This window comes from Caproiciproducens sp. CPB-2 (genome assembly GCF_036287215.1).
Taxonomy (GTDB): Bacteria; Bacillota; Clostridia; order Oscillospirales; family Acutalibacteraceae; genus Caproiciproducens.
Genome location: NZ_CP142860.1, coordinates 735,014 through 758,709, shown reverse-complemented (window position 1 = coordinate 758,709; position 23,696 = coordinate 735,014). Strand labels below are relative to the sequence as shown.

The 23,696-nt window shown below is 50.5% G+C and carries 25 protein-coding genes; 3 read left to right on the top strand and 22 right to left on the bottom strand.

Annotated features, from left to right (window positions below):
- Positions 1–12 precede the first annotated feature (12 nt).
- Complete coding sequence (locus tag VXK30_RS03780) at positions 13–1,071, top strand: AraC family transcriptional regulator (protein ID WP_329494133.1); 1,059 nt, start codon at positions 13–15, stop codon at positions 1,069–1,071.
- On the opposite strand, the gene VXK30_RS03775 is transcribed toward VXK30_RS03780, so the two are convergent.
- The 5 genes from VXK30_RS03775 to VXK30_RS03755 all read right to left on the bottom strand — a co-directional run bounded on the left by VXK30_RS03775 (position 973) and on the right by VXK30_RS03755 (position 6,287).
- Positions 973–1,875 carry an IS3 family transposase gene (locus VXK30_RS03775; RefSeq protein ID WP_329493117.1) on the bottom strand — a complete coding sequence of 301 codons (903 nt, stop codon included), beginning with the start codon at positions 1,873–1,875 and terminating at the stop codon, positions 973–975. The genes VXK30_RS03780 and VXK30_RS03775 overlap by 99 nt on opposite strands.
- Positions 1,872–2,552 carry a helix-turn-helix domain-containing protein gene (locus VXK30_RS03770; protein WP_329493119.1) on the bottom strand — a complete coding sequence of 227 codons (681 nt, stop codon included), beginning with the start codon at positions 2,550–2,552 and terminating at the stop codon, positions 1,872–1,874. Before VXK30_RS03770 ends, VXK30_RS03775 begins: the two co-directional genes overlap by 4 nt.
- 109 nt (positions 2,553–2,661) lie before the next feature.
- Positions 2,662–3,705: an arabinose ABC transporter substrate-binding protein gene (locus tag VXK30_RS03765; protein ID WP_275716379.1), complete on the bottom strand. Its 1,044-nt coding sequence runs from the start codon at positions 3,703–3,705 to the stop codon at positions 2,662–2,664.
- A gap of 63 nt (positions 3,706–3,768) precedes the next feature.
- On the bottom strand, positions 3,769–4,785 hold the full coding sequence (locus tag VXK30_RS03760; RefSeq protein WP_275716377.1) for an ABC transporter permease: 1,017 nt from the start codon (positions 4,783–4,785) through the stop codon (positions 3,769–3,771).
- Positions 4,782–6,287 (bottom strand): sugar ABC transporter ATP-binding protein, encoded by a 1,506-nt coding sequence (locus VXK30_RS03755; RefSeq protein ID WP_275716375.1) that lies wholly within the window; start codon positions 6,285–6,287, stop codon positions 4,782–4,784. The genes VXK30_RS03760 and VXK30_RS03755 overlap by 4 nt, the downstream gene beginning before the upstream one ends.
- Positions 6,288–6,382: 95 nt before the next feature.
- Here VXK30_RS03755 and VXK30_RS03750 point away from each other — a divergent pair, with 95 nt between their 5' ends.
- Together VXK30_RS03750 and VXK30_RS03745 are read left to right on the top strand one after the other, a co-directional pair.
- The gene (locus tag VXK30_RS03750) at positions 6,383–7,564 is read left to right on the top strand and encodes an aldose epimerase family protein (protein ID WP_275716374.1); all 1,182 of its coding nucleotides are present in this window, start codon (positions 6,383–6,385) and stop codon (positions 7,562–7,564) included.
- Between the two features lie 99 nt (positions 7,565–7,663).
- Complete coding sequence (locus VXK30_RS03745; protein ID WP_275716372.1) at positions 7,664–7,870, top strand: hypothetical protein; 207 nt, start codon at positions 7,664–7,666, stop codon at positions 7,868–7,870.
- Between the two features lie 80 nt (positions 7,871–7,950).
- On the opposite strand, the gene VXK30_RS03740 is transcribed toward VXK30_RS03745, so the two are convergent.
- The 17 genes from VXK30_RS03740 to VXK30_RS03660 all read right to left on the bottom strand — a co-directional run bounded on the left by VXK30_RS03740 (position 7,951) and on the right by VXK30_RS03660 (position 23,690).
- Positions 7,951–8,595 (bottom strand): ABC-2 transporter permease, encoded by a 645-nt coding sequence (locus tag VXK30_RS03740; RefSeq protein ID WP_275716370.1) that lies wholly within the window; start codon positions 8,593–8,595, stop codon positions 7,951–7,953.
- A complete protein-coding gene (locus tag VXK30_RS03735) occupies positions 8,585–9,331 on the bottom strand; it encodes an ABC transporter ATP-binding protein (RefSeq protein ID WP_275716368.1) in 747 nt (248 codons plus the stop codon). The genes VXK30_RS03740 and VXK30_RS03735 overlap by 11 nt, the downstream gene beginning before the upstream one ends.
- Positions 9,328–9,804: a helix-turn-helix domain-containing protein gene (locus tag VXK30_RS03730; protein ID WP_329494129.1), complete on the bottom strand. Its 477-nt coding sequence runs from the start codon at positions 9,802–9,804 to the stop codon at positions 9,328–9,330. Before VXK30_RS03730 ends, VXK30_RS03735 begins: the two co-directional genes overlap by 4 nt.
- A 203-nt stretch (positions 9,805–10,007) precedes the next feature.
- The gene (locus VXK30_RS03725) at positions 10,008–10,541 is read right to left on the bottom strand and encodes a flavodoxin family protein (protein ID WP_275716366.1); all 534 of its coding nucleotides are present in this window, start codon (positions 10,539–10,541) and stop codon (positions 10,008–10,010) included.
- A gap of 69 nt (positions 10,542–10,610) precedes the next feature.
- Entirely contained in the window at positions 10,611–11,318 is a 708-nt protein-coding gene (locus VXK30_RS03720; protein ID WP_275716364.1) for a DUF998 domain-containing protein, read from the bottom strand.
- 47 nt (positions 11,319–11,365) lie between these two features.
- Positions 11,366–11,974 carry a TetR/AcrR family transcriptional regulator gene (locus VXK30_RS03715; RefSeq protein WP_275716362.1) on the bottom strand — a complete coding sequence of 203 codons (609 nt, stop codon included), beginning with the start codon at positions 11,972–11,974 and terminating at the stop codon, positions 11,366–11,368.
- A 25-nt stretch (positions 11,975–11,999) separates the two neighbouring features.
- Positions 12,000–12,761, bottom strand: coding sequence for a flavodoxin family protein (locus VXK30_RS03710; RefSeq protein ID WP_275716360.1), 762 nt, complete (start codon positions 12,759–12,761; stop codon positions 12,000–12,002).
- A gap of 558 nt (positions 12,762–13,319) precedes the next feature.
- A complete protein-coding gene (locus VXK30_RS03705; RefSeq protein WP_275716358.1) occupies positions 13,320–13,577 on the bottom strand; it encodes an HPr family phosphocarrier protein in 258 nt (85 codons plus the stop codon).
- Between the two features lie 77 nt (positions 13,578–13,654).
- Positions 13,655–14,800, bottom strand: coding sequence for a galactonate dehydratase (gene dgoD / locus VXK30_RS03700; RefSeq protein WP_275716356.1), 1,146 nt, complete (start codon positions 14,798–14,800; stop codon positions 13,655–13,657).
- Positions 14,797–16,164, bottom strand: coding sequence for a PTS galactitol transporter subunit IIC (locus tag VXK30_RS03695; RefSeq protein ID WP_275716353.1), 1,368 nt, complete (start codon positions 16,162–16,164; stop codon positions 14,797–14,799). Before VXK30_RS03695 ends, dgoD begins: the two co-directional genes overlap by 4 nt.
- A gap of 144 nt (positions 16,165–16,308) precedes the next feature.
- The gene (locus VXK30_RS03690) at positions 16,309–16,590 is read right to left on the bottom strand and encodes a PTS sugar transporter subunit IIB (protein WP_275716351.1); all 282 of its coding nucleotides are present in this window, start codon (positions 16,588–16,590) and stop codon (positions 16,309–16,311) included.
- Positions 16,591–16,660: 70 nt separating this feature from the next.
- The gene (locus VXK30_RS03685) at positions 16,661–17,119 is read right to left on the bottom strand and encodes a PTS sugar transporter subunit IIA (protein WP_275716349.1); all 459 of its coding nucleotides are present in this window, start codon (positions 17,117–17,119) and stop codon (positions 16,661–16,663) included.
- 1 nt (position 17,120) lies between these two features.
- Entirely contained in the window at positions 17,121–17,747 is a 627-nt protein-coding gene (locus VXK30_RS03680) for a bifunctional 4-hydroxy-2-oxoglutarate aldolase/2-dehydro-3-deoxy-phosphogluconate aldolase (RefSeq protein ID WP_275716347.1), read from the bottom strand.
- Between the two features lie 14 nt (positions 17,748–17,761).
- The gene (locus VXK30_RS03675) at positions 17,762–19,861 is read right to left on the bottom strand and encodes a BglG family transcription antiterminator (protein WP_275716345.1); all 2,100 of its coding nucleotides are present in this window, start codon (positions 19,859–19,861) and stop codon (positions 17,762–17,764) included.
- 389 nt (positions 19,862–20,250) lie between these two features.
- A complete protein-coding gene (locus tag VXK30_RS03670) occupies positions 20,251–21,879 on the bottom strand; it encodes an amidohydrolase (RefSeq protein WP_275716342.1) in 1,629 nt (542 codons plus the stop codon).
- A gap of 51 nt (positions 21,880–21,930) precedes the next feature.
- Positions 21,931–23,043, bottom strand: a complete 1,113-nt coding sequence (locus VXK30_RS03665; RefSeq protein ID WP_275716340.1) for a 4-hydroxybutyrate dehydrogenase — start codon at positions 23,041–23,043, stop codon at positions 21,931–21,933.
- Positions 23,040–23,690, bottom strand: coding sequence for a cytidylate kinase-like family protein (locus VXK30_RS03660; RefSeq protein ID WP_275716338.1), 651 nt, complete (start codon positions 23,688–23,690; stop codon positions 23,040–23,042). The genes VXK30_RS03665 and VXK30_RS03660 overlap by 4 nt, the downstream gene beginning before the upstream one ends.
- Between the last annotated feature and the right edge of the window lie 6 nt (positions 23,691–23,696).

The window sequence follows — 23,696 nt, the reverse complement described above, 5'->3', positions numbered from 1 at the left end:
GGTTGTGTTATCGTGAAAATATATGACCAGGCCGGTATTCTGGAAGCCTCTGATCTTTATTTCCATACCCACAGCACACAGGCGGAAGAAATGTACTTTTACCCTGTTTGCACCGGGCATTACTTCTGCGATAACACTTATGTCGTAGACCGGCAAAGCTACAACAGTTTTCTGATTATCTATGTAAAACAGGGGACCGGATTTGTGGAGCAAAACGGACGTCACATTCCGCTTCACGAGGGTTCCCTTGCGTTTATTGACTGTTATAAACCGCATTTATATTACACAAAGAGCGATTGGGAAATCTATTGGGTTCACTTTGACGGAATCCTTGCAAGGCAGTATTTTAACACCGCGACCCGCAACGGCATCATTTTTACTCCCCAGAACCCCTATAACGCCGAGCACTGCATCTGTAAAATATTCGAGCGTTATCACGGCCATATGAAGGTAAACGAAGTCGTTATTTCCAAGATCATCACGGATCTTCTGACCGAACTGATATTGTGCGCCAATAAAATTGTTTCAAAGGACAATAACGGCGTTGTGATCGAAGAGATCATGACCTATATTTCTGAAAACGCCGACCAGCCGCTGACGCTGGAGCTGCTGGCAAAACGCGCGTCCCTGAGTCCATACTATTTTACAAGGGTATTTAAAAAAGAAACCGGTTTTACCCCTCACGAATATCTCATCCGTGTCCGCGTAGAGCTTGCGAAGTTCCTGTTGACCACCACGGACGTACGGATTAAGGAGATCGCCTACCGGAGCGGATTTGACAACGAATGCAGCTTTTGCACCTCATTTAAGAAAGCAACCGGCACTACGCCCCTGAAATACAGGGGAAGGACCGCAAAAATTCCAAAAAATAGCCGCCCTGCAGAAAACTGGTGTGCACCCCGTCAAGAGGACAATGAAAAAATAAAAAGATTTTTAGGACTGCTGTCCGCCGGAACCGGCGGGCAGCAATTTTTACGCAGCTTTTGCGTACTGTGCATGGAACTCCATGGGTGTCATAACAGACAATCGGCGCTGCAGTCGCCGGTAGTTGTAAAAGTAAATATACTCTGAAATGGCTTGCGTGATCTGTTTCCGGTCGGTGAATTTGCGTCCATAGTACATTTCCCGTTTGAGGATACCCCAAAAGCCTTCCATCGGCCCATTGTCAATACAGTGCGCCACTCTGGACATGCTTTGCTTCATCTTGGCGGCATGCAATTTCGAGTGAAAAGAACGGCTGGTATACTGGTACCCCCGGTCACTGTGAAATAGCGGGTGTGCGTCCGGATTAGCGGCCACGGCAGCATCCAGCGTATTGAATACCAACCTGTTGTCATTATGATCGCCTACGGCATAGGCAACGATGCGCCGGTCGTACAAGTCCAGAATAGCGCTCAGATAAACCTTGCGGATTTCCGGGCCGATGAAATACTTGAATTCCGTTACATCGGTCAACCATTTTCGGTTCGGAGCGTCCGCATAAAATTTGCGGTTCAAATAGTTTTTGGCAATGTATTCCGGCGATGCCGCACTTTTTGTGCACCCGTGCCGACGGTATTTGACGCTGGACTGAATATGAAGTGCACGGTCGATGCGGAGTACTCGCTTGTCGTTGACATGAATGCCATGATGCCTGTCCAACTCATCCCGTATTCTGCGGTATCCCATATCCGTATGCAGGCTATGGATTTTCTCGACCTCGCCTGCGATGAGTTCGTTTTCCAACTCGCGGCTGCTTTTCGGGTGCTTCAGCCATCTGTAATACGCCGAGCGCGTGATGTGCAGAAAGCCGCAGAGTTTCCAAACAGGGAATACCCGTTCCGCAGACAGCGTGCTTACCGCGCCGTAAGCCGCCGGATGCCTGATGAAGCTCAACGTCGCCTCCTCTCCAATTCCTTCACTTTTTTTAACAGAGCGTTCTCCATTTCCAGATCATAGTTTTTCCGTTCAAGCTGAGCAACCTTGTCTCTGAGTTCTTCTTCCGGCGTCCGGCTCGGAAGCGTCCCGGCCCGGTGTCCCCGCCGGTCCTCCAGCCCCGCCCTGCCCATATTTCGGTATTTCCTCGTCCAGGTGTAAACCTGCTGGTAAGAAACTCGATACTTAAGCGCTGTACCGCCGTAATCATTCCCGTTGACGATACACGCTTTTACGATCTCCATCCGTTCTTTCGCGGTTGTATCCCGGCCCTTCGTCATGCGACTCCCTCCCGTATGTATCCTGAAGTCTTCATGACAATTATATACCCTCAGCCAATCCCTGAGCTGCCGGGTATCACGGATTCCGTACTTTTCGCAGATTTCCTGAAGAGAACCTTTCCCAGCAAGATAATCCAAAACTGCCGATAGTTTCGTTTCCTTGCCGTATGCCCGGTCGTGTCCGTGGGTCAGAAACCCCGCAGGCCCTTCCGTCTTGTACCGACTGACCCAACGCGCAATCGTCTTGCAATCTACTCCCGCCTGTTTTCCTGCTTCGCTGTATCCAATTTTGCCTGACAAATACAATTCTACAATACGGATCTTTTCTTCGGCTGTTGTCTTCTTCCTATTCGGCATAATTTTACCCCCAGACTGAAGAACAGTGCTTTTTTATTTCACTGTCCTATCTGGGGGTAGCATATCAAACTAAGCACAGGGCGGCTTACTTTTTAAAGATCACAAGGGCTTAGTCTGCAGCAGCACCCATCACTTCTTTGTAGTTTTCCGGAGTAACGATTTCTGCGCTTACTGCCGTTTCCTGCTTCACTTCTTTCCCGGCGATCGTATCGAGCAGCACCTGCACGGAGCCGGCCCCGATCGAATCGGAGGAGAAATAAGTTGCGGCTTTCATTGGGGAACCGCCGGACTTCTTGAATTCGTCCTTTGCGAGATAAGCGCCCAGGCCCACCACACAGGCATTTTTATCGAGCCCCGCGCTCTCGAGAGCACGGCACGCGCCTATGGTGCCTTCTTCATTCGCGCCGGTCACAAGCCAGGTCTTGATTTCCGGATGAGCGGTAAACACGGTCGCGGCGGCGGTGTTGCCCTTATCGGTCGTTCCGTCGTAATCCGCCTTGAAAATCCTGCTTGCCGCAAAGTCGGGACATTCCTTCGTAAAGGCGTCATATTCCCCTTCCGCGCGCGGCACGCAGCTGGAAACAGTATCCATGGTCATAATCAGCAGGCCGACATCGGATTTGGAAACCAGATCGTTTTTCTTTGCGTAATCGGAAAGCCATTTCCCGTTCGTTTCTCCGATGGCATAAGCGTCGATTCCGACCCAGGGAGCCAGCTTTTTACCGCTCCCGTCCTGCAGGGCGTCGTCCGCCGCAATGACGGGGATCTTTGCCTGTGCGAGCTTATCCACGACGGACTGGGACATCGTCTGGTCGGGAATACAGGTGACGACCCCGGATGCGTTGTTGGCGATCGCGTTGTCGATCGCTTTCAGGTACTCCTCCGGGCTCATCTTGGCGTCGACATAGATAAACTCTCCGCCCGCGGCCTCAACCGCCTTTTTCGCGGCGGCGCCTTCATCGATGAACCACGTTTGGTCCCCGGCCTTATAGATTCCGTAAACCGTCAATTTTCCGGAACCTTTCGACCCCGCGTCCGCGGCGGCCTGTGAGCCCGCGGCCGAACCGGCGGAGCCTGTGTCTCCGCTGCTGCAGCCCGCCAGGCTTGCAAAGGCCATTGTGACTGACAAAATAAATGCTAATGCCTTTTTCATACAATATCCTCCTGTTTTACATTTTTCTAAACATGCTGATGCATGTAAAGCAACGAATCATCATTACGCATTCTTCATGCTGGCCGCCAGCAAAACCTTGTTGCGTTTCTCTTTGCGCAGGTAATCGGTGGTAAGGGCAAACAGCAGCAACGCGCCGCGCGCCACATACTGCCAGAAGGAGGGAACGTTTACCATAATCAGCCCGGTGTTGAAGGCCTGGATCAAAATGATCCCGAGTACGGTTCCTCCCATATTTCCGACGCCGCCGGTAAAGGAGACGCCGCCCAAAATTACGGCCGTAATGGCGTCGAACTCAAGGTTTACGTTAGCGGCGGGCTGCCCGCTGTTCATTCTGGCGGCAAAAACGATTCCGCCGATCCCGCAGAACAGGCCCATCATCACAAAGCAGATTAAAATAATCCTCTGGGGGTTCAGTCCCGCCAGACGCGCGGCGTCCTTATTTCCGCCGATTGCATAGATGCTCCGCCCGAATTTGGTTTTCGCAAGAATAAAACCGAAAATCCCGATGGAAAGAAGCATGATCCAGACCGATAAGGGAATTCCCGCAAACCTTGTTTTCCCGATTTCAATAAACGCCGGATTGCTGATCGCGACCGGTTTGCCGTCGCAAATGATATAGGCAAAGCCGCGGAGAATCGCCTGTGATACCAGAGTGGCTATAAAAGGGTCGAGCTTGATCTTATTCACCATCGTCGCATTGCAGACACCCACACCCGCCGCAACCGCAAGGGTGATCAGAATGGACAGCACCAGCGGGATTTTCCAGCTTACCAGTAACGCGCAGAGCGTTCCGGAAAGAGCGGCGAGAGATCCGGGCGACAAATCGTTCTGCCCGGCAATAATCAGGTATGTATGGCCTATGGCGACCAGACCGACCAGGGATGCCGCCACCAGCAGGTTGACAATATTGGTCAGTGAGAAAAAGTTTGAGTTCAAGGATGAAAAAAGGATAAATACCACGATGATTGCGCCGATCAATACCAGTCTTTCCCCGCCGATGATATTGAATATGTCCTGCAATACGGATATTCCCTTCTTCTGTTTGGGTGTCTCGTTCATTCTGTATCCTCCCCTATCATTCCCATACTGAGGAGTCTGTCCTCAGTTGCTTCATCGTGCGATATCTCCCCGACAATCTTTAATGATTTCATGACAATAATCCGGTCGGAGAGCCCCATGACCTCCGGCATTTCCGAAGATATTAAAATCACCCCAAGCCCCTGTTTTGCGAAGGCGCAGATCATATGGTAGAATTCGGATTTCGCGCCCACGTCGATCCCCTTGGTGGGTTCATCCAGAATCAGGACCTTCGGATTGGTCGCAATCCATCGCGCAACAATGCATTTTTGCTGGTTCCCGCCCGACAGCTCGATAATCTTTTTGTCTGCGGAAGGGGTTTTGATCCTGAATTCGGAAATCCCCTTCTCGGCAACGGCGTCTTCTTTGTTCTTATCTACAATCCCGAATTTTTTTGCATTTTGATCCAGCATGGAGATATTAATGTTGCCCTTTACGCTCAAATTCGCCAGAATTCCCTGCATTTTCCGATCCTCCGGGACCAGCACAATGCCGTTGTCCATAGCGTCTTTCGGCGAGCGGTTGACGATTTTTTTGCCTTCCAGATAGATTTCTCCGCTGCGTATGGGATCGGCGCCGATAATGGCACGGATCAATTCGGTCCGCCCCGCGCCCACCAGTCCGCTGAACCCCAGCACCTCGCCGCGCCGCAGCTGAAAGGAATTTCCCTTCACATAATCGGAGGAAACATTTCTGACATCCAGAAGCACGTCCCCTATGGTCTTATCCCGGTCAAGGCTCTTATAAACGTCCCCCAGATCACGGCCGACCATCAGCCGGATCAGCTCTTTGTCCGAAACCTCTCCGGTGGAAACCGTACAGACATAACGGCCGTCCTTGAAAACCACGGTTTTATCCGTGATCTTTCTCAGTTCCTCCATCCGGTGCGAGACATAGATAATGATTTTATTTTCACTTTTCAGTTTGCGGATAATCGTAAACAGGCACTCGATCTCGGCATCGCTCAAACTTGCCGTGGGTTCGTCAAAGCAGATCACTTTGAGGTTCTCCCTGCTGTAAGCCTTCATGATTTCCACCATTTGCTGGTAGGCGATACTCAAATCCTTGACTTTTGTCTGGGGGGTGATGGGCAGCCCGAAATCATTGATGATTTTCTGCGCCATTTTGTTGGCAAGGCGCTTATTGATGACTCCCAGCTTGTTGGCCGGCATCCGGCCCAGATAGATGTTCTCCGCAACGGTCAGCTCCATTAAAATCTGACGTTCCTGATAGATGACGCTGATTCCCTCTTCGATTGCTTCGTGAGGCGAGCGAAAGTGTTTAGGGACCCCGTCGATTAAGTAATCTCCCCGATCCGGCTGGTAATCGCCGTTCAATATCTTCAGCAGGGTCGATTTTCCTGCGCCGTTTTCCCCAAGGAAGGCCAATACTTCTCCGCTGTGTGCCTGGAAACTGATATCATCCAGCGCAACGACACCGGGAAAATATTTGGATATATTTTTAAATTCCAGTACACTTTCCATCCCTTTCTCCTCCTTCTCCGTATAATTTGCTATATTTTATTCGTGAGTCGACTACTCTTTTGTTAATATGTTGATATTTATGATATCACAAAGAAATGGGTTTTTGTTTTTCAAAATTGCGTAACTATTTAAAAAAATTGCTCTTTTCACAGTTCCGTATTGCTTTCCGTACAGGAATCTGTAAACTAAAATGGAGAAGAAAAAGAGAAGGGGGTGCTTGTCCCATTTTTACGCATATTACACAATATTCGAAGGACTCCCGTGCGGATCATCCGGTTTATTGCTTAAAGAACGACCTCGGCACGGAGGTTGGCTTTGTAGCTTTGGGTGCTGCCATTGCCTTTGTAAAAACGCCGGACAGGAACGGACACCTTATAAATATTGCGCTTTCTTTATGCAGCTACGAGGAATACTCCCGTAGCGACACCTACAGCGGCGCTACAATCGGCCCGGCGGCCGGCCGTATCCGGAACGGCCTTTTGCCGATTCTGGGAACGGAATATTCCCTGCAAAAAAACGATTCCGGGAACACCCTGCATGGCGGAACGAATAATCTGGGACATTCTCTGTGGGAGATCGGCGAGTTCTTCTGCGGCCCGGACGAGGCCGGCATTGTTTTTAAAGCCCGCCTGAACGATGGCCAGAACGGATTCCCCGGCGAACGTCACTTTGGGGTACGGTATACTCTTTCCAGCGATAATACGCTGAAAATACGGTATACCGCCGTCACGGACAAAACGACGTTTCTCAATCTGACAAACCACACTTACTGGAATCTGACAGGCGATTTTACAAAACCGTGTGACAGCATAGTGCTGCAGATCAACGCGGAGGAAGTTTATTTCAACGACGCCGATCATCTGCCGGTTTCGTGCGAAAGCACAGTGGGCACTCCTTTCGATTTCACCTCTCCCCGTCCGGTCGCAGAAGCAATGAAAAGTGCTCCCGCCCACAGCCAGCTTCAAAATGCGCGGGGGTATAACAATGCGTACGTATTAAGGGACGCATGCCTTCCCGCCGCTTCCCTTTACGACCCGAAAAGCGGGCGGCATGTCACCGTTGCTACGGACTATCCATGCCTTGTTTTTTATTCCGGCGGTTATCTTTCAGAGGCCGGGTTCACCGCCGACGGTCAGAAAATCGCGGCCGGCAGCGCGTATGCCCTGGAAGCGCAATATCCGCCGGACGCCCCAAATCTGCTTGGAAAAGACGCCCCTCTTCTTTTCCCCGGCGACGTCTACCATAAGGAAATATCCTTTCATTTTGATACCCTGTGATAGACATCCAGTGAAATCAGCGCATAATTTATTTACCAATAGGGCGGAGCAGCGAGAGATATTGTTGAGGAGCGCGCCGTTGGGCCCGGCGAGTACATAATGAAGCAGAACCACCGTGCATGGCGCAGCAAAAAAATTTGGCGTCATCCAGAGCACTGTTATACGGTTGCTAAGTTAAATGAAGTTTTCCGTTGTGGTCAAATAAGAAGAAAACCAAGGATTCCGGTGCTCTTGATTGAAGAGAGCCGGAATCCTTGGTTTTTGATCATTATCAGACTTCCTGCCGCATGGGGCGACCGTAAATGAAACAGCAGCACAGGACGCGATGCGTCGTCTGTCTGCGGGCAATGTTCTACAGAAGCGATTCAGAGTTCCGGGCAAAAACTTTACAAATCGACCTGCTCAAAACGCTTTGCAGAAATCAGATATGCAATCAGCATTCCAATCATATATACTGCCGCGCCAACAACCAATATGGGCAACTGCCGCAACATCATATTGGGTATAACGCTGTCGAGCCACTCGAACCCCGGAAAATGTACGAGCACCTCCATTATAATCACTGCAATGGCAGCCGGTATGATAGCAAGAAGGAACGCCATGTCCACTTTATAGGCTGTTTTGAAAAACTGTGTCAGCAAAACCACATTGAAGACAGCATATATCATCAGCCCAAAGCCATAGTAGGCCACATTTGCTTCAATCCCAGCCGGATTGCCATTTGGCAGAACATGAACACGCAGTACGGCAAACGGCAGGGAAATAAGAAGTTGCGTCATTTGGGCCAAAACCATAAGCAGGCATTTGGATTTCACCGTATCCCTTTTTTTTACCGGCAACAGAGCGGTATAGTAAATATCGTTTGTTTCTCGGCCATACAGGAAAGTAAGATACGGCGCAAGGCAGCCGAACAGGAACACCATGCCATAAGGATACGCCGGAACGATAACCAGAGCACCAAGCAGGGTGAAGATATACAGGTTGGGATGGGCAGCCAGCCGCAGTTCCTTGTAAAGAAGATTAGATATCATAGCTTCTCCTTTCGGTGCGTATCATAATTTCCTCCAAAGACAGCTCCCCGTTTTCCCCCGGCTCCCTCAGGTTTTGAAACGACCGGATAAAAACGGATTTTTCGGCGCTTTTCAGCAGTTCCCCGTCTTTGATATAGGTAATATCGTCGGCGCATTTTTCCAGATCAGACGTAATGTGGGTAGAAAAAAGGATGCTCCTTTCCTCGTCTTTCACAAGCTGCCGAAACAATCCCAGCAAATCATCACGGGATACCGGGTCGAGCCCGCTTGTGGGTTCATCCAAAATCAAAAGCCTGGCATTATGGGATAGCGCAAGGGCTAACATATATTTTACTTTCATGCCGGACGAAAGTTCCTTCACCCGTTTTTGCGGGTCGAGAGCAAAAGCCTTGAGATATTTTTGATAGGCTTCCTCGTCCCAATTCCGGTAAAAGCGCTTTGTGACCGTCGTAATAACCGCTAACTTTTTATGCTTGTAGAAATCAATCCCGCCTAAAACTGCACCGATGTTCTGCTTGCAGCTTTCTTCATTTTCCACAAAGCTGCGGCCAAACATTTCAATCACCCCACTGTCCGGGCGCACCAGATTCAGCGTGGATTTTAAGGTTGTGGTCTTTCCTGCGCCGTTTTTTCCAATCAGCCCCATGATCCTGCCCTGTGGCAGTGAAAACGTAATGTCACGCAATGTAAAACCTGGATAATGCTTCGTTATCCCCTGCACAGACAATAGATTCAAGTTTTATCCTCCTTACCCTTGAAAAAAGCATCAATAGTCTTGCCGGTCATCTGCAGAAAAGTATTACTGCTTACCAACGCAATTCCGGCGGTTGTCGGGTCGCTGTCCCCCAGAACCACCAGCGTATCGCCGGGTTGAAGTTTTAACGTGTCCCGCGCCTTTTTAGGTAATACGATTTGTCCTCTTTCGCCTATGGTTACCGTACCAAAGATGTGCTTGTTTTTAGGGCCAATAGGAATTCCCTCCTGTTCAGGATCATAACGCACAAGGTCATTTAGGGATACATCAAATAAGTCGGCCAGTGCTCCACAATTGAGGATGTCGGGCAGGGAATCTCCATTTTCCCACTTTGCCACGGCCTGCCGTGTGACGCCGACTTGCTCGGCGACTTCCTCTTGCGATAAGCGGCGGCGGGTTCGCAGATAACGCAGATTGGCAGCAATGTTATTTTTAAGATTATTCATACTTTTCATACCTCGCTCTTAAATATTACAATTGAAATTCAAGGAATACAACCAACTGCTGCATACGTATTATGTTCGTTTTGGTTGCGTATATAAATGCTACGCTTTTCAATTGTCACGGAAGGATGAAAAAAGCGGCTTAAAGTTATAAGTCCATGGCCCTTCACTGCCGCGATTTCTCGTCTGAACAGGCATCTTAAGTTTTGCTTCTATTATAAATTATAAAGCGAGGATTGTCTGATCCTTTCTACTGCAGCCTTAGTCAGCCGGTTTACGTCATTCTTATTGATCCGGTAAGCGGAGGTTTCCTTGCGTGAGGTTGGATTGTCTGGAGAAATCAATTCAGCAATATGCTGATCTATCAGTATAGAGGGCTGCTTTCCCGTTCTTCGCAGCAGCTCGTTTGATAGCTTTGGGTTTCCGCCGTCGGCCCCGCCGCTGATGGATAAAAAGCCGTACGGTTTCGGATTTTGTTTTAGATCATCTAAGTACGCCCGAAGCGGGGACGCTGCCTGACCCATCCAGACGGGCCCGAAAAAAAGTATGAAATCATATTGCCGAAGAATATCCGGGGCAGGCAGTACTTTAGGCGTCCGGGAAAAAAGCATATCCATAACGATGCTCCCCATTGTTATGGGTTTTTTTACGGAGACTTTGATATGCTTTGCCATCAACTCTTTTGCCACACTTTCCGCAAGAGCTTCATTATTACCCGTGTAAGAATACGATACAACCGCGATGTTCATCGAGATCCTCCCCGTTCTGTTTTAAATTTAACTTTGTTTTATACTCACTGCCTTTTTAATAAAACCATTTTACATATTTTCCGTGATCCGTTTTTCCGATTCGTTCCCTCTGTTCAACCTTAGAAGCAGGATAGAGAATACGACAATCCATAACATGTATCCATAAATATTAATGCGCTCCCAAACGCCCATCATGGGAGTAGGCATATTTAAAGCGTATTTCGGCTGATCCAGACCGGCCAATATGCCGAAAATCACAAACAATATCATGGTAATGATCGAATAGGCCCTGAACTTTCCTTTAAAGGATACCGCTCCCGCTATCATCGCCGGAAACATACAGAGAAAAACCCCTGCCGCTGTTAGAATTCCATGCATCGTATCCGAAAAATCCGCTTCCACGCCCCGCAGATGGATCGGAAAGAAAAGTGTAGCCGCAAGTCCGAGGGCCTCTTTCGCGATAATCAGCAACGCTGCTATTTTAAGCGTCCGTTTGCCATTTGAAGAGAGCATGATGCCAATGCCGTACGCATAGATCAGCAGGTCATAAACAACAAAAAGCATCGCTACATACAATCTGGTCGGCGCGTCGATCGCAATTAGTTCGCTGACGGTTTGTGATACGGGGCTATAATCGCTCCACACAGCGGATGCGGTTGTGACGGTGATAAGATAAAGAATGGAGGATACGATCCCCATGGTAATCAAATCCGTTTGAAGCTTGGTTAATACCTGCCGCTTTTCTCCTTGAGCATGATCATTAGTCGTATGATTCATATTTTTCTCTCCTTCAAAACATGAATTTACCGGCCTTCGGCTTGTTTTCACTGTTTATTCTCAGCGTCTGGCGGCGTGTCCGCGGAGCAGTCCATAAGCCCCTTCATCGTGAATTCGGCCAGGTATTCAATCAGACGCGGGAAATAATCAAGCCCGATTTCATCTTTATGTGTTTCCGTAACAACCAATGCGGTGAAAATCGACATGATCATTTCGGCGTCGATATCCCGCCGCATCCGTCCTTCAGCCTGCCATTTTTTCACGATCTCAATAAAGCCGCTGTAGAGAAAGTCCACATGCTCCAGCCCATTTTCTTCCCGAAAACTTTTTTCTATTTTACCGAACACCTCGCTGTTGTACCATTCCCGCAAGATCGGATTGGCCTTCATACCCTCGAAATTCAGCCCCAGTATTTTCCGCATAGTCAGCATAGGATCGGCATTAATATCTATGACCTCCATAATGCTCTTTTTCAAAGCGACATTTTCATCATTGTAAATCTCCAGGAACAAGGCATCTTTCGAGGGATAATAATTATAAAACGTACCCGCCGCCATTCCAGCCATTTTCGTGATTTCCGCAACATTCGTGTCTTTAAATCCCTTTAGGCTGAACAGATGCTTCCCGCAGCGATAGATTTCCGCTTTTCTGTCCATTTTTATCCTCCTGTAGTGGGTGACTTTAGACGGTCGTCTTTCTTCCTATAAAATCAAAGAAGCTTCCCATGACCTTTTTAAGCAGCCCCAATGAAGTTTCATAATAATAATCAGACTCAAACCAGCCGTGTTCCTGATAATACCGAAAATCCCGGTATTCCTCATTGAGCATCATGCGTATTTTGGTACGTGAAATGCGGAACATCATCAGCCGGAAAATGGAAGGAGGCAGGGTGCTGCGCATCAGCGCTTTGTAAAAAGCCGTTGCCGCCCTTTGTATTTCCCTGTCATTTTTCCTGCGCATGGCTTCCGTGGTGGGCTCCAGCGTTTGCAGAACACAGCCGCGGGACGTGTGAAATCCTAAATTTTCACCCATACTGTTCAGATACTTCACGATTTTGTTCCCGCCAAAAATCCCTTGCGCAACAATCGACGTACAGGCTTTGCCCCAGAAGCGCGGTCTGTGAAAGATAAAAGCCAGCCTGTCAAACAAATTCTTCATCCGTGCGGAAACATGGAATGCGTAATTGGGAGAGGCAAAGATCACGCCATCCGACCGGCTTATTTTTTCAATCAGAAGATCCCGGTCGTCCTTCAGGGGGCAATATTCCTCCCCCTTGTCAAAGCATAGCTTGCAGCCCGTGCAAAATCCAAGGTTGTAATCATGCAAAAAGATGGTTTCAAATTCAATCCCGCCATGCGATGTTAAGTACTCACCAAAATTGAGGACGGCGTCGTAGGTTTCTTTCTTTCGTTGGCTCCCGATCAATGCGATAACCCTTTTCATAGCTGACCTCCATAGGATATGAACAAGTCTTATGAATGAATATATTTTAATTCATTCATATTGTACTATACTAAGACGGATTTGTCAATCCCTCTGACTTGGCCCGAAGTGCCAGGGCAAGACTTGCAAAGCCGCTACACCGAATGGATATGCATGGCAGCAGACCTGATTATTTCCGGGGCGGGTATTGCCGGCTACCGGCTATTCGGTTTCCAGCAGCGCCGGCCTGATTGTGACAGGGTTTCTGATCTCTCCTTTCGCCTCCGCGCAGAAAGGTTTATAGACAGGCTATCCGATTTGAATGATTCCCTGAAAGGCTTTGTGATGGGTTGAACATAATAGCCGATACGCAAAAGCGGGCCACAGCGGCCCGCTTCAACTTTTTGTTGTGATAAATGGAAAATTAAAGCCACACGTTAGTGAACCGAATCCCGTGCAATAGACAAGGAGAGGAACCCTGGTGGAAACGGTATAATAAACAAGTCCGGTGTTCAGTCCCTTCGGAGGGTATTCCGAAGGTAGGGGAACTGGCTGTGTGGGCCGTTTCCGATCGGAAGCCTAAACGCTTTTCTCAAGAAAAGCCTTCAGGGAAGCGGCGTTCGCTTCCTCGCTGCCGCCGGATACCGATACGGTGATAACATTGTCCTGCTTGACGCACAGGCCCATGATCGCGAAGATTTTCCTCGCATCGGCCTTTCTGCCGTCCAGCGAAATGGTTACGTCGGAATCGAGACCCTGTGCAAATTTGACAAGCTGACCTGCCGGGCGGGCATGAAATCCTTCGGGATCTGTGACTTTATAGGTGAATTCCTTCATGGTATGTTACATGACCGGGACAATCGGACGCATGCCGATCATGCGCTCCTTTCAAAATATTGACGCGAGAAGTACGGTTACCACTCCGCAAAAGTGCCGTCGTAGTTCTTCCATTTCGGGTTTGTCCAGACCAGTTCGTCCATGGAAACCTTCTTGACCTTTTCCTCGTCCAGCTCGATGCCAAGCCCCGGCTTCGTCGGCAGGCCGACATATCCATCTCTGTACTGAAAGATTTCCTTGTTCTTCACAAAGTCAAGCAGGTCATAATCCCGATTGTAGTGGATACCGAGGGATTGCTCCTGAATGAACACGTTCGGGGTGCAGGCGTCCACCTGCAGCGTCGCGGCCAGTGCGATCGGGCCGTAAGGCGCATGCGGCGCAACGGCCATGTCAAAACCCTCGGCCATCGCCGCGATCTTCTTCGTTTCCAGGATTCCTCCGACCAGCGCGACATCCGGCTGCACAATGTCGATGACACCCTCACGGAACAGATTCTTGAACGCCCAGCGGGAATTCAGGCGTTCGCCGGTTGCCAGCGGTGTGGATGTGTGCAGAGCCACTTCACGGAACGCTTCTTCGTTTTCCGGCAGAACGACCTCCTCCAGGAACATCAGCCGGTAAGGCTCCAGCTCTTTTGCAAGTACCTTGGCCATCGGCTTGTGGACCCTGCCGTGAAAATCGATGCCTATACCGAGATCATATCCGAATTTGTCGCGCAGCGAGCCGACGCGGTCAAGGACTTCCTGAATCTTTTTGAAGGAATCGATATAATGCAGCTCCGAAGTCGCATTCATCTTGACGGAGTCGAATCCGGCGTCGACGCGCTCCTGCGCGTTCGCCACCACGTCGTGCGGATGGTCTCCTCCGATCCAGGAATAGACCTTGATTTTATCTCTTGCCGCGCCTCCCAGGAGCTCATAGACGGGCACATTCAGCGCCTTGCCTTTAATGTCCCACAAAGCCATTTCGATACCGGACACAATGGTGGAATTGATCGGACCGCCCCGGAAGAACGACTTGTACAGTTCTTCCCAGATACCTTCGATAGCGAACGGGTTGCGGCCGATCAGCGTATTGCCGATTTCATAGGCTCCGGCAACGACGGTCTTCGTCTTGGTGCCGGAGATCATTTCGCCCCAGCCTTCAATGCCCTCGTCCGTCGAAATTTTGATAAATATCCATCTTGGTTTAACAGTATAAACTTTGACCGCACTGATTTTCATGAAGCTTCCTCCATAATTCCTTTTAACTTCCTGACATGCCCGAAGTAATACCAGCAGGCTGCAAGCACCACGATCAGGATCGGCAGGGTAATCATTACGTTGGAGACGAACACCTCATAGACAAGATAGCTTACCGACAGGCTGGTGGCGGCAAAGCAGGAGATCTGCGAGCCGTTCGCAAGATTGAGGCCCGTGGATTTTGCAAGCGCGGTCAGGACCGGAGAGGTAGCAGTACCGGCAAGCAGGATGGCACCCGTGGTAAAAATGCCCATGATGATGCTCTTGAACAGGTTCCCGTTGCACAGCGCGACAATCATCGCCACACGGAATGTGATGACGGCGAGATCCGCGAACGGCAGCACCCTGTTCCCGGGCAGGACCGCAGCCATCAGGATGGTGATGGGCGTGACGATCAGCGCGGTGGTGATGACGGACTGGTCGCCGACAATGACGGCGGCGTCAAGCCCGATCAGGAACTTCCTGCCCTTAAAGCGTTCCTGGGTGAATTTGGTCGCCGCTTCGGAAATCGGCATCAAACCTTCCACGAACAGCGCGGTCATCTTCGGGATCAACACCAGAACCGCTGCCATGTAAACAGCCAGCGCCAGCACCTTGTCCACAGGGTAGCGCGCCAGCAGGCCGATGACGGCGCCGAGGATAAAGCCCAGCATGATCGGTTCGCCGAAAATTCCGAATTTTTTCTGCGCGTCCTTGATGGAAAAGTTAATCTTGTTTACGCCGGGGATTTTGTCAAGCAGCCAATTCATCGGAACCGCGATCAGCAGAGAGGACAGGGCGGACATCGTCGGAAGCGAGATACTGGGCAGCCCGAAGTATTTTTCAACCAGCGGAGCGGACCAGTCCGACAGCTTGAAGGTAATGATCGCCATAAACAGAGTGGCCAGCGAGGCGTAAAGCAGGTTGTTTGTGACAAAATAGACCATGACGCCAACGATCGCCATGTGGTGGTAGTTCCAGATATCGACGTCCAACGTGTCGGACGCCTTGAGCACAAGCAGCAGGATATTCGTCAGAAAGATCACGCCGATCAGGACCGGAATGATCGGCGACGACCACGTCACCGCCGCGATAGCACCCCAGCCGACATCCAGAATGTCCAGCTTGATTCCGAAGTTCTCGACCATTGCCTTGGCCGCCGGGCCCAGGTTGGTAGACAGCAGGTTGATCACGAGGTTGATGCCGGCGAAGCCGATGCCGACCGTCAGGCCGGCTTTCAAAGCCTTTGAAAATTTCAGCCGGACAATCAGACCGACAATGGTGATGATAATCGGTAGAATGACAACTGCGCCCGCGCCCATCAAAGCGCGGAAGGCAACGTAGGTTGCCTGAAGAACTTGATTCATAATTTTTCCTCCTGCCAAATTGGAAGCCATACTGTATGTAAATCCCGATGGCCCCTGTAATGGAATTCCGCGGAAGAGCGGCCGCGTCGGCCATCCCATGCCCGGAATCCGCCGCCGGGTTCTGACCGCCCGGCGGACTTTGCTTTACTTGCTCAGAAAATCCGTTATCTTCTCAATGGTCTCTTCCGCGCCGATTCCGGTCAGCAGGGAAATCGCGCTGAAAATCGGGATTTTGATGGATGGGTCCTGAAATTTCCCCGTGGTGACGATCAGGTCATAATCCTCCGCCTTGGAGGGGACCTCCAGGATTTTGCACTGCGTAATCGAAACAGGGATTTTCTTCTCCTCGCACGCCTCTTTGATTTTGACGGCGGCGATGGTAGAGGTCGCGATTCCGTTGCCGCAGGCAACCAAAACTTTTTTCATTCTCGACATTCCTTTCGTTCGGCCGGCGTTTGCGGCGTCGGCCGTAATTATTTCACCCGCAAAGACGCGGTCAGAAATATTTGCTGATGATACCGTAAATGTCCTTGCGGGAGGCGGCTTCCGTAATTTTCTTCAGGGCGCCCTGTTCCTGTATCAGGTCCGTGACCCGTTTCAGAACATCGGTGTGCCCGTGGGGGTCCTTCAGGGCCAGCAGAATCACCACAGAAACCGCCACTTCCGCGTCGGGGTCACTCATCTGGCGGAACGTCACCGGAGCATCCAGCACGCCGATGATAATAGCGGACTCGTCGACAAGCCTGTAGTCGGCGTGCGGCATGGCCACGCTGATCTCCCCGGTGTAAAGGCCCGTCGGATACTGGCGCTCGCGGTCCAGAATCGCCTGTACATATTCCTTTTGCACCCGTTTTTTTTCAACGAGCCGGTTGGTGAGAAAGCTCAGCACCTCCTCCCTGCTCCTGTATTTCAGATGGATATAGACATCCTCTGGGGTTATCACAATTTTTTCCAAGTCAGATCACTCCAATTGCTTGTTTGTATTTTTCAATGCTCCGCGCCAGATTGGCGACGTTCCCCGCAACGATATCCTCTTTTTCAAACATCTTGCCGCCGATTCCGAGATAGTCGATCCCGCTTTTCAGCAGCGCGGCGGCGTTGGAAAGCCCCACGCCGCCGACTCCCATCAGCGGGATGTTGCCAAGCGGGGCCTTGACGGCTTTGCCATAGCCAAGCTCCAGCGTGCTGACCGGGAAAACCTTGACGATATCGGCGCCGGACAAATACATCTGGTAAATTTCGCTGGGACTGAAGGCGCCGGGAATCGCAAGCACATTGTTTTCATGGGCATATTCAATCATTTCCCGCTCCATGATGACGGGGGACAGGAGGAATTTGGCCTTCGCGCGGACGGCGGCGACAGCGTCTGCCATGTTCCGCACAGTACCGGCACCCACCAGAAGGTCTCCGGCAAATTCCTCCGAAAGCTTTTTAATGATATCCAGCGCGTCCGAAGAGGTCATGGAAATCTCAACGGAACACGTACCGGCTTTTTTCATGGCCTCGGCTACGCAGCGTACCTGGTCATACGGGCTTCCCCGCATGATAATAGTCATTTTCGGAAAATTTTTTAAAACAGACATAGCTTCTCCTTTCGTCAGGTCAGGTTGTATTCATAGCCCGCGATCACTTCCGCGGCTTCTTCCGCCGTCTCCGCGTGCAGCAGGTCCTGCTTGAACCGGCTGACGGCGAGCAGGTTGACGAGATGGAACAGCGCATTCAGGTGAGTCGTATTGTTGATTGCACAAAGGCAGCAGACAAGCTGGACAGGGTCCAGAATACCCACGTCGAAGCAAACGGGCTGTTTTAAACGGATCAGGCTCATGCCTACCTTTTTGACCCCGTCGTCCTTGCCGCTGTGGGGCAGCGCAAAACCCGGTGAAATGACGATATAGGGGCCGTTTCTCTCTACATTTTGAATCATGCTCTCAATGTAGCCCGCGCTAATGTATTCATGCCCCAGCAGAATGCCGCCCGCCTGCCGCACGGCATCCCGCCAGTCCGCGCAGTCCACGTCAAGACGGATAAAATCCTGCGTCAGGAAGTCGGACAGCATACATTCCCGGTGAAAACCCGACGGGATTTTTCTGAAATACTCCTGTACGGTATCCGCGACTTCCCGCTCCAGTTCCTTATCGCTGCTCAGATACGGGGAAATCTTCTCCATAATTTCTTTTGGACCGCTGAACGATATGCCGCGGCCGCTACGGTCCACCGGCGCGCCACGGTTCTTGATCTGCTCCACTTTCCGGCCGATCTTCATATAATCCTCGTCGTTCAGAAGCGGCGTGACAGTCACGCTGTCCACGGGACTGTTCCGAACGGGCACGGTGGAGATGATCAGGTCCACCTCGCCGCGCCGAACCTTGCCCAGCTCGTAGGAGGTGATGACTCCCACGATGTTAAAGGGAAACAGCTTTTTGATGCGCACCTTCAGCAGCTGGGAGGTTCCGATCCCGCTATTACAGATCAGCACAACGTTGATGCACGTAATGTTGTGCATCTTTTCGATGGCCGCGCACAAATAAACCGCGATATATTCCTTCTCGGTATCCGACAGGTCCCGGTTGATATATTTTTGAATGATATGCGCATGCTCGTCGATCACATCCCGCACCTGCGGATATTCCTCAAGAATATCGTGTCCCTCGGGAAAATCCGGTAAATTCTGGTCCCGTTCAAAGGCCGAGCCCAAATGGTTGGAAAGGCCTTCGAACAGACTGTAATCCGTGTTGAGATTCACTGCCAGTGAGCCCGAAACAGCCTCGATGAATTTTCTGGTGATGGTCTGCACTTCCACAATATTGGAATTGTCCGCCTGTCTTTCAATGTAATGCAGGTGCGCCATCTGTTCATTGAGCAGCCGCAACTCGCCGGGGCTGTAGCTCAACTGAAAATACTGGATGATGTTTTTATATAAATGAATCGCGATCTGCCTCCGGTCTTTCTGTTCCGGCAGAGAGTCCGGTCCGCTCAGAAAATTTCCGTTTTTCGTCCTGAGCACGGAAAAAAGAAGGACATACTGGATCTGTGTGAAGGAATCCTCTGAAAGAAAGACGGTATGCAGATTTTCGGATTCCGTAATCAGCTTGCGGATGACCAGCATCGTGTCGTCCAGACTTTTTCCGAGAGCAGGAAGGAACTGCTCCACACTGCCCTGATTGAAAAATATTCTGACAAGCAGCGGATCTTCCCGCATGAACCGGAAAAACAAAAGCCGGACTTTCTTCTCATCCCCGATGACCCTGACGCCCCTGTTCGGGTGCGAAGACAGCACCAGCCCACTGACAGCGAGGCTCTCATGCAGCGCCTCCAGATCATTCGCGACCGTCGAACGCGAAACATTCATAAAAACAGCCACCTGCTGCAGCGTAATGAAACCGGCATGACAGATCAGCAAAAGAGAAGAGATTCGGAGCCGTTCTTCACGGGAAATCGAATAATCGTAAAAATCGATGTGGGAGATCAGCTCCTGCACGGAGAACAGGTCTGCCTCCAGGTCGAACAGGCCGTCCTTCTGAACCGTGATTTCCGGGAAGCCACTGCGCACGAGGTAATCGTTGATGACCCCGAGGTCCGTACGGACGGTACGCTCCGTCCTGTTTTCCTTCTTCGACAGAGTGGACAAGCTGTAATGCTTCTTTTTCGACGCAATATCCGTCAGGATGTCAATCGCTCTTCGATTAATGAAAATCACCCGTCTTTCTTTCCGTAGTCATTTTGGTATTGATAGATCGTCCCCATCGGCTTTCGCAAGCCGCTCTCTTTACTACATTTTTAGTATAAACCCTAAAAAAATGAAAGAAAAGTTGAGAATTCTTCTGTTCATTTGAAAGAAATTGTTCGATTAGCACAGCAAAATCGGAGCGCGTCTCACAACTCACGCCTCTGAAACTGAACTCTTTTCGGTTGTGGTCAACAAAGAAAAAGCCAAGGATTCCTGCGCTCTCCGATAAATGAGAGCGAGAGTCCTTGGCTTTTCATCATGAATGATCCTTACCCGGCAGGAATATGCCTGTTGCCGTTTCCATAAATGGAACCATGCTTTTTTACAAGCCGTCTCAGGATTCAGCGGGTGGAATCCTCTTATTTTTCATAAACGGTCCTGCCGTCGAAAATCGTTTTTACCACCGACATTTTGCTGATTTCACGCGGTGTCTTCTCTGTAATCCTGCCGTCCAGGACAACCACATCGGCCAGTTTTCCCGCTTCAAGGCTTCCTTTGATACCTTCGTCAAACCCCGCGTACGCCGCGGAATAGGTATAGCAGCGGATCGCTTCCATCAGGGAAATCGCCTGGTTTTCCGCAACCTTTTCCCCGTTTGCATAAACCGTCCTGTCCATCGCGGAGGCAATTCCCTGAATGGGCCGGATATCCGGGATGCACTCCCAGTCGGACGCCGCCGTGCAGACAATCCCTCTGTCGATCGCGCTGCGCATGGGAATCAGGTATTTCTGACGGCTTCCCTGATAATACTTATTGAAGGAGACACCCCAGAGATTAATGAACGCGGGATTGAACGTTGGGATGACCTCCAATTTCCGGATACGTTCCAACAGATCCGGTTCCGCAATCATGCAATGTTCGATTCTGTGCCTGCAGTTTTCACGCGGAAATTCTTTCTGCGCTTTCTCATAAGCGTCCAGAACCATCTCCACGCCTTTATCGCCGATACAGTGCGCCGTAATCTGGAAGCCCGCCCGATGCGCCCTTACGACGATGTCGTCCACTTCCTCCTGCGTCATGGAGGGCGGCATCGTCTTGCCGTTATGGCTCATGGGCTGCCGTGTCGCACAGGTTCCGGACGCCCCCGACCCGTCGACCATGATCTTGACCGGTCCGATTTTCATATATTCGTCGCCAAAGCCGGTAACGAACCCGGACTGAATCTGGGCGTTTACAAAATTGATGTTTAAATCCTTGCCCATCAGGGTAAACAGCATGGGGTACATCCTGACGGTAAGCTTTCCCGATTTCACTGCTTTTTGCATTGCCCGGATTGTCGTAGTCCCGGTTGCGCCCGCATCGTGAGCCGTCGTGATGCCGACGCTGTTCATGAGTTTCGACGATTCCATCAGAGTCTGAACGAGCTTTTCTTCCGTGACGGGATTGAATTGATCAATAACATCCAGAATCTTAAAATGACCTACTTCTTTCATGACTCCGTTCGGAACGTTGTTTTCATCCTTTACCACATGTTCGTCCGGATAGTCGATTCGGCCGTCCAGGACATGGCAAAGCTCAAAAGCCTTCGTATTATACAGGCCGGTGTGCCCGCTGGAATGAGTGATCGCAACCGGATTGTCCGGGGAAACGCGGTCGAGCTCCCATCTGGTCGGCCAGCGTTGTTCCTCCAGATTTTCAAAAGTCAGGCCATGGCACTGCAGCCATTCCCCCTTTTTCAGGGCGGCCGCGTTTTCTTTGATACGGTTCAGAAGGTCTTCGATATTCAGGATGCCGGATTTTCGGGACAAATCGATTCCCTTGGTCAGAACGACTCTGGAAGCCGTATGGATATGTGTTTCGATAAATCCCGGCAGGACGGTATTTCCCTTCACATCGATTTTTTGAGTCGATTCATCGCATCGTTTGAACGCTTCTTCATCGGACCCAACGAATTGAATTTTGTTTCCTTCGATCAGGACCGCTTGTGCGATTTCATCCTTCGCATTTACGGTAATGACTTCCCCGTTATACAATAAAATTTTACTCATTTACTCTGCCTCCTTCATCTCCGTTACAGGAGCGGGAACCTCCGAAAGCCCTTAAAACAGTTCCTTATAAATTTTATAAACTCTCTTCTGATCGAGCTCCACAAAGTTATTGGCCATCAGGCGGCCCTGGTTTCGCATGACCGAGTCGGTAAACGCTTCCAGCTTTTGTTCCGTCACCCCATATTCATGAAGGGCCTTTTTCGGTATCAGGATATCCAGCAGCTTCTCCAGTTCCTCGTAAACGCGATCCGCGCCGCAGGCTAAAATATCCGCAAGGAACCGATTGAGCGCCGCGATTTCACCGTCGCTTTTCAGTTCCATGTAATTTTTCAGCACACCGGTGAACATGGCGTAATTGGCCTCGCCGTGAGGAACATGATAGATTGCGCCCAACGGATAGCTTAACGCGTGCACCGCCGCGCAGCCCGCGTTCCCAAACGCGATGCCGGCGTAATTGCTTGCCGTCAGAAAATCGCCGAGCAGCGGAGTCCTTGCATCGGGTCCCTTATCCCGGATTTCCTTGTAACCTCTTAAAATCATATCAATGGCTTTATAGCTGAACATTTTTGTCGCGTCCGTCGCTTTCGGTGAAAGGGCGGATTCAACCGCATGAACCAGCGCGTCGATCGAGCTGGTTGAAAAAAACCGGAAGGGAAGGCTGTTCAGCAATTCCGGAATCAGTACGGCGCTGTCCGCGTACAATGCGTCCGCGGCCAGCCCTTTTTTGGTCCCCCGGCTGTTGAGTGCGAGAATAGAGATATTGGTAACTTCGCTTCCGGTCCCGCAGGTTGCCGGTACGATCACCAGTTCCTTATCTTTTACAAGGGGCAGCTTCCCGTCGAAAAGATCCAGAACGGGCGATCCGTTTTTGAGCGCGAACAGTTTGGAAAGATCAATGACGGAACCGCCGCCGACCGCAATAATACGCTTATAGCCGCCTTTGACGTCCCTGTACATGGCTTCGGCCATCTCATCGGACGGCTCGCCCGCGCCATATTTTTCCTTCAGGAGCACGTCGCACTGCAGATTCAGCGCCGCCAAGAAAGGCTTGTAAATATATCCGTTCGTAATGAGCAGATCTCCCCGCCCGATTTTGAATTCCTCCGCGAATTCCGCACAGGTGGAATATTGGTAGATGGTTGGCCTGATAAAAAGCTGTTTCATGACTGTACACCCTGCTCTTCCTTGGTATCGAGCTTAATTTTAATATAGTCCTTGATCAGCTCCACACATTTTTTCCGTCCTATTCTGGCGCTGTTCAAGGTCATGTCGTAGTTGATCGGATTGGTCCAATTCCCGCCGCCGGTGTAATATTTATAGTACTCCGCGCGATATTTATCGGTCCTGTGTATCATCTGGTTTGCCTCGTCCTCATCGACCCGGAGCTTGCTCATGATGGACTTCACGCAGTCCGCCCTCGGAGCTTCCACATACACGCTGATGACATTTTCATAATTCCTCAAAAGGTAATCGGCGCATTTTCCGATGATCACGCAGGATTCCGTATTGGCAAGGTTGCGGATAATTTCCGCCTGAATGTTGAACAAATTGACGTCCGAAATAAAATCCTTCTCGCTTGGCTCAGCCACAGTGGAAAAGGGGACCTTTTTCAGCATATTGGTGAGATAACTGCCCTTTAATTTTTCGTCGACATCGTAGAACAGCCCTTCCGCAATCCCGCTCACCTCAGAGGCCATCTGAAGGATCTGCTTCTCATAAACCGGAATGCCCAGATCCTGAGAAAGCATGGTTGCAATATCTTTTCCGCCGCTGCCAAAGCCTCTCGCGATTGTAATCACATAATTTCTCATGGTGTA

Excerpts from the sequence above, each read along its gene's own strand:
- VXK30_RS03680 (WP_275716347.1), bottom strand. The coding sequence starts at position 17,747 with ATGTCTGTTTTAAAAAATTTTCCGAAAATGACTATTATCATGCGGGGA.
- VXK30_RS03660 (WP_275716338.1), bottom strand. The coding sequence starts at position 23,690 with ATGAGAAATTATGTGATTACAATCGCGAGAGGCTTTGGCAGCGGCGGA.
- VXK30_RS03710 (WP_275716360.1), bottom strand. The coding sequence starts at position 12,761 with ATGAAAAGGGTTATCGCATTGATCGGGAGCCAACGAAAGAAAGAAACC.
- VXK30_RS03765 (WP_275716379.1), bottom strand. The coding sequence starts at position 3,705 with ATGAAAAAGGCATTAGCATTTATTTTGTCAGTCACAATGGCCTTTGCA.
- VXK30_RS03745 (WP_275716372.1), top strand. The coding sequence starts at position 7,664 with ATGAAGCAGAACCACCGTGCATGGCGCAGCAAAAAAATTTGGCGTCAT.
- VXK30_RS03665 (WP_275716340.1), bottom strand. The coding sequence starts at position 23,043 with ATGAAACAGCTTTTTATCAGGCCAACCATCTACCAATATTCCACCTGT.
- VXK30_RS03715 (WP_275716362.1), bottom strand. The coding sequence starts at position 11,974 with ATGGACAGAAAAGCGGAAATCTATCGCTGCGGGAAGCATCTGTTCAGC.
- VXK30_RS03720 (WP_275716364.1), bottom strand. The coding sequence starts at position 11,318 with ATGAATCATACGACTAATGATCATGCTCAAGGAGAAAAGCGGCAGGTA.
- VXK30_RS03770 (WP_329493119.1), bottom strand. The coding sequence starts at position 2,552 with ATGCCGAATAGGAAGAAGACAACAGCCGAAGAAAAGATCCGTATTGTA.
- dgoD (WP_275716356.1), bottom strand. The coding sequence starts at position 14,800 with ATGAAAATCAGTGCGGTCAAAGTTTATACTGTTAAACCAAGATGGATA.
- VXK30_RS03755 (WP_275716375.1), bottom strand. The coding sequence starts at position 6,287 with ATGGAAAGTGTACTGGAATTTAAAAATATATCCAAATATTTTCCCGGT.
- VXK30_RS03730 (WP_329494129.1), bottom strand. The coding sequence starts at position 9,804 with ATGAAAAGTATGAATAATCTTAAAAATAACATTGCTGCCAATCTGCGT.
- VXK30_RS03690 (WP_275716351.1), bottom strand. The coding sequence starts at position 16,590 with ATGAAAAAAGTTTTGGTTGCCTGCGGCAACGGAATCGCGACCTCTACC.
- VXK30_RS03725 (WP_275716366.1), bottom strand. The coding sequence starts at position 10,541 with ATGAACATCGCGGTTGTATCGTATTCTTACACGGGTAATAATGAAGCT.
- VXK30_RS03760 (WP_275716377.1), bottom strand. The coding sequence starts at position 4,785 with ATGAACGAGACACCCAAACAGAAGAAGGGAATATCCGTATTGCAGGAC.
- VXK30_RS03750 (WP_275716374.1), top strand. The coding sequence starts at position 6,383 with ATGGGTTTTTGTTTTTCAAAATTGCGTAACTATTTAAAAAAATTGCTC.
- VXK30_RS03740 (WP_275716370.1), bottom strand. The coding sequence starts at position 8,595 with ATGATATCTAATCTTCTTTACAAGGAACTGCGGCTGGCTGCCCATCCC.
- VXK30_RS03705 (WP_275716358.1), bottom strand. The coding sequence starts at position 13,577 with ATGAAGGAATTCACCTATAAAGTCACAGATCCCGAAGGATTTCATGCC.
- VXK30_RS03670 (WP_275716342.1), bottom strand. The coding sequence starts at position 21,879 with ATGAGTAAAATTTTATTGTATAACGGGGAAGTCATTACCGTAAATGCG.
- VXK30_RS03695 (WP_275716353.1), bottom strand. The coding sequence starts at position 16,164 with ATGAATCAAGTTCTTCAGGCAACCTACGTTGCCTTCCGCGCTTTGATG.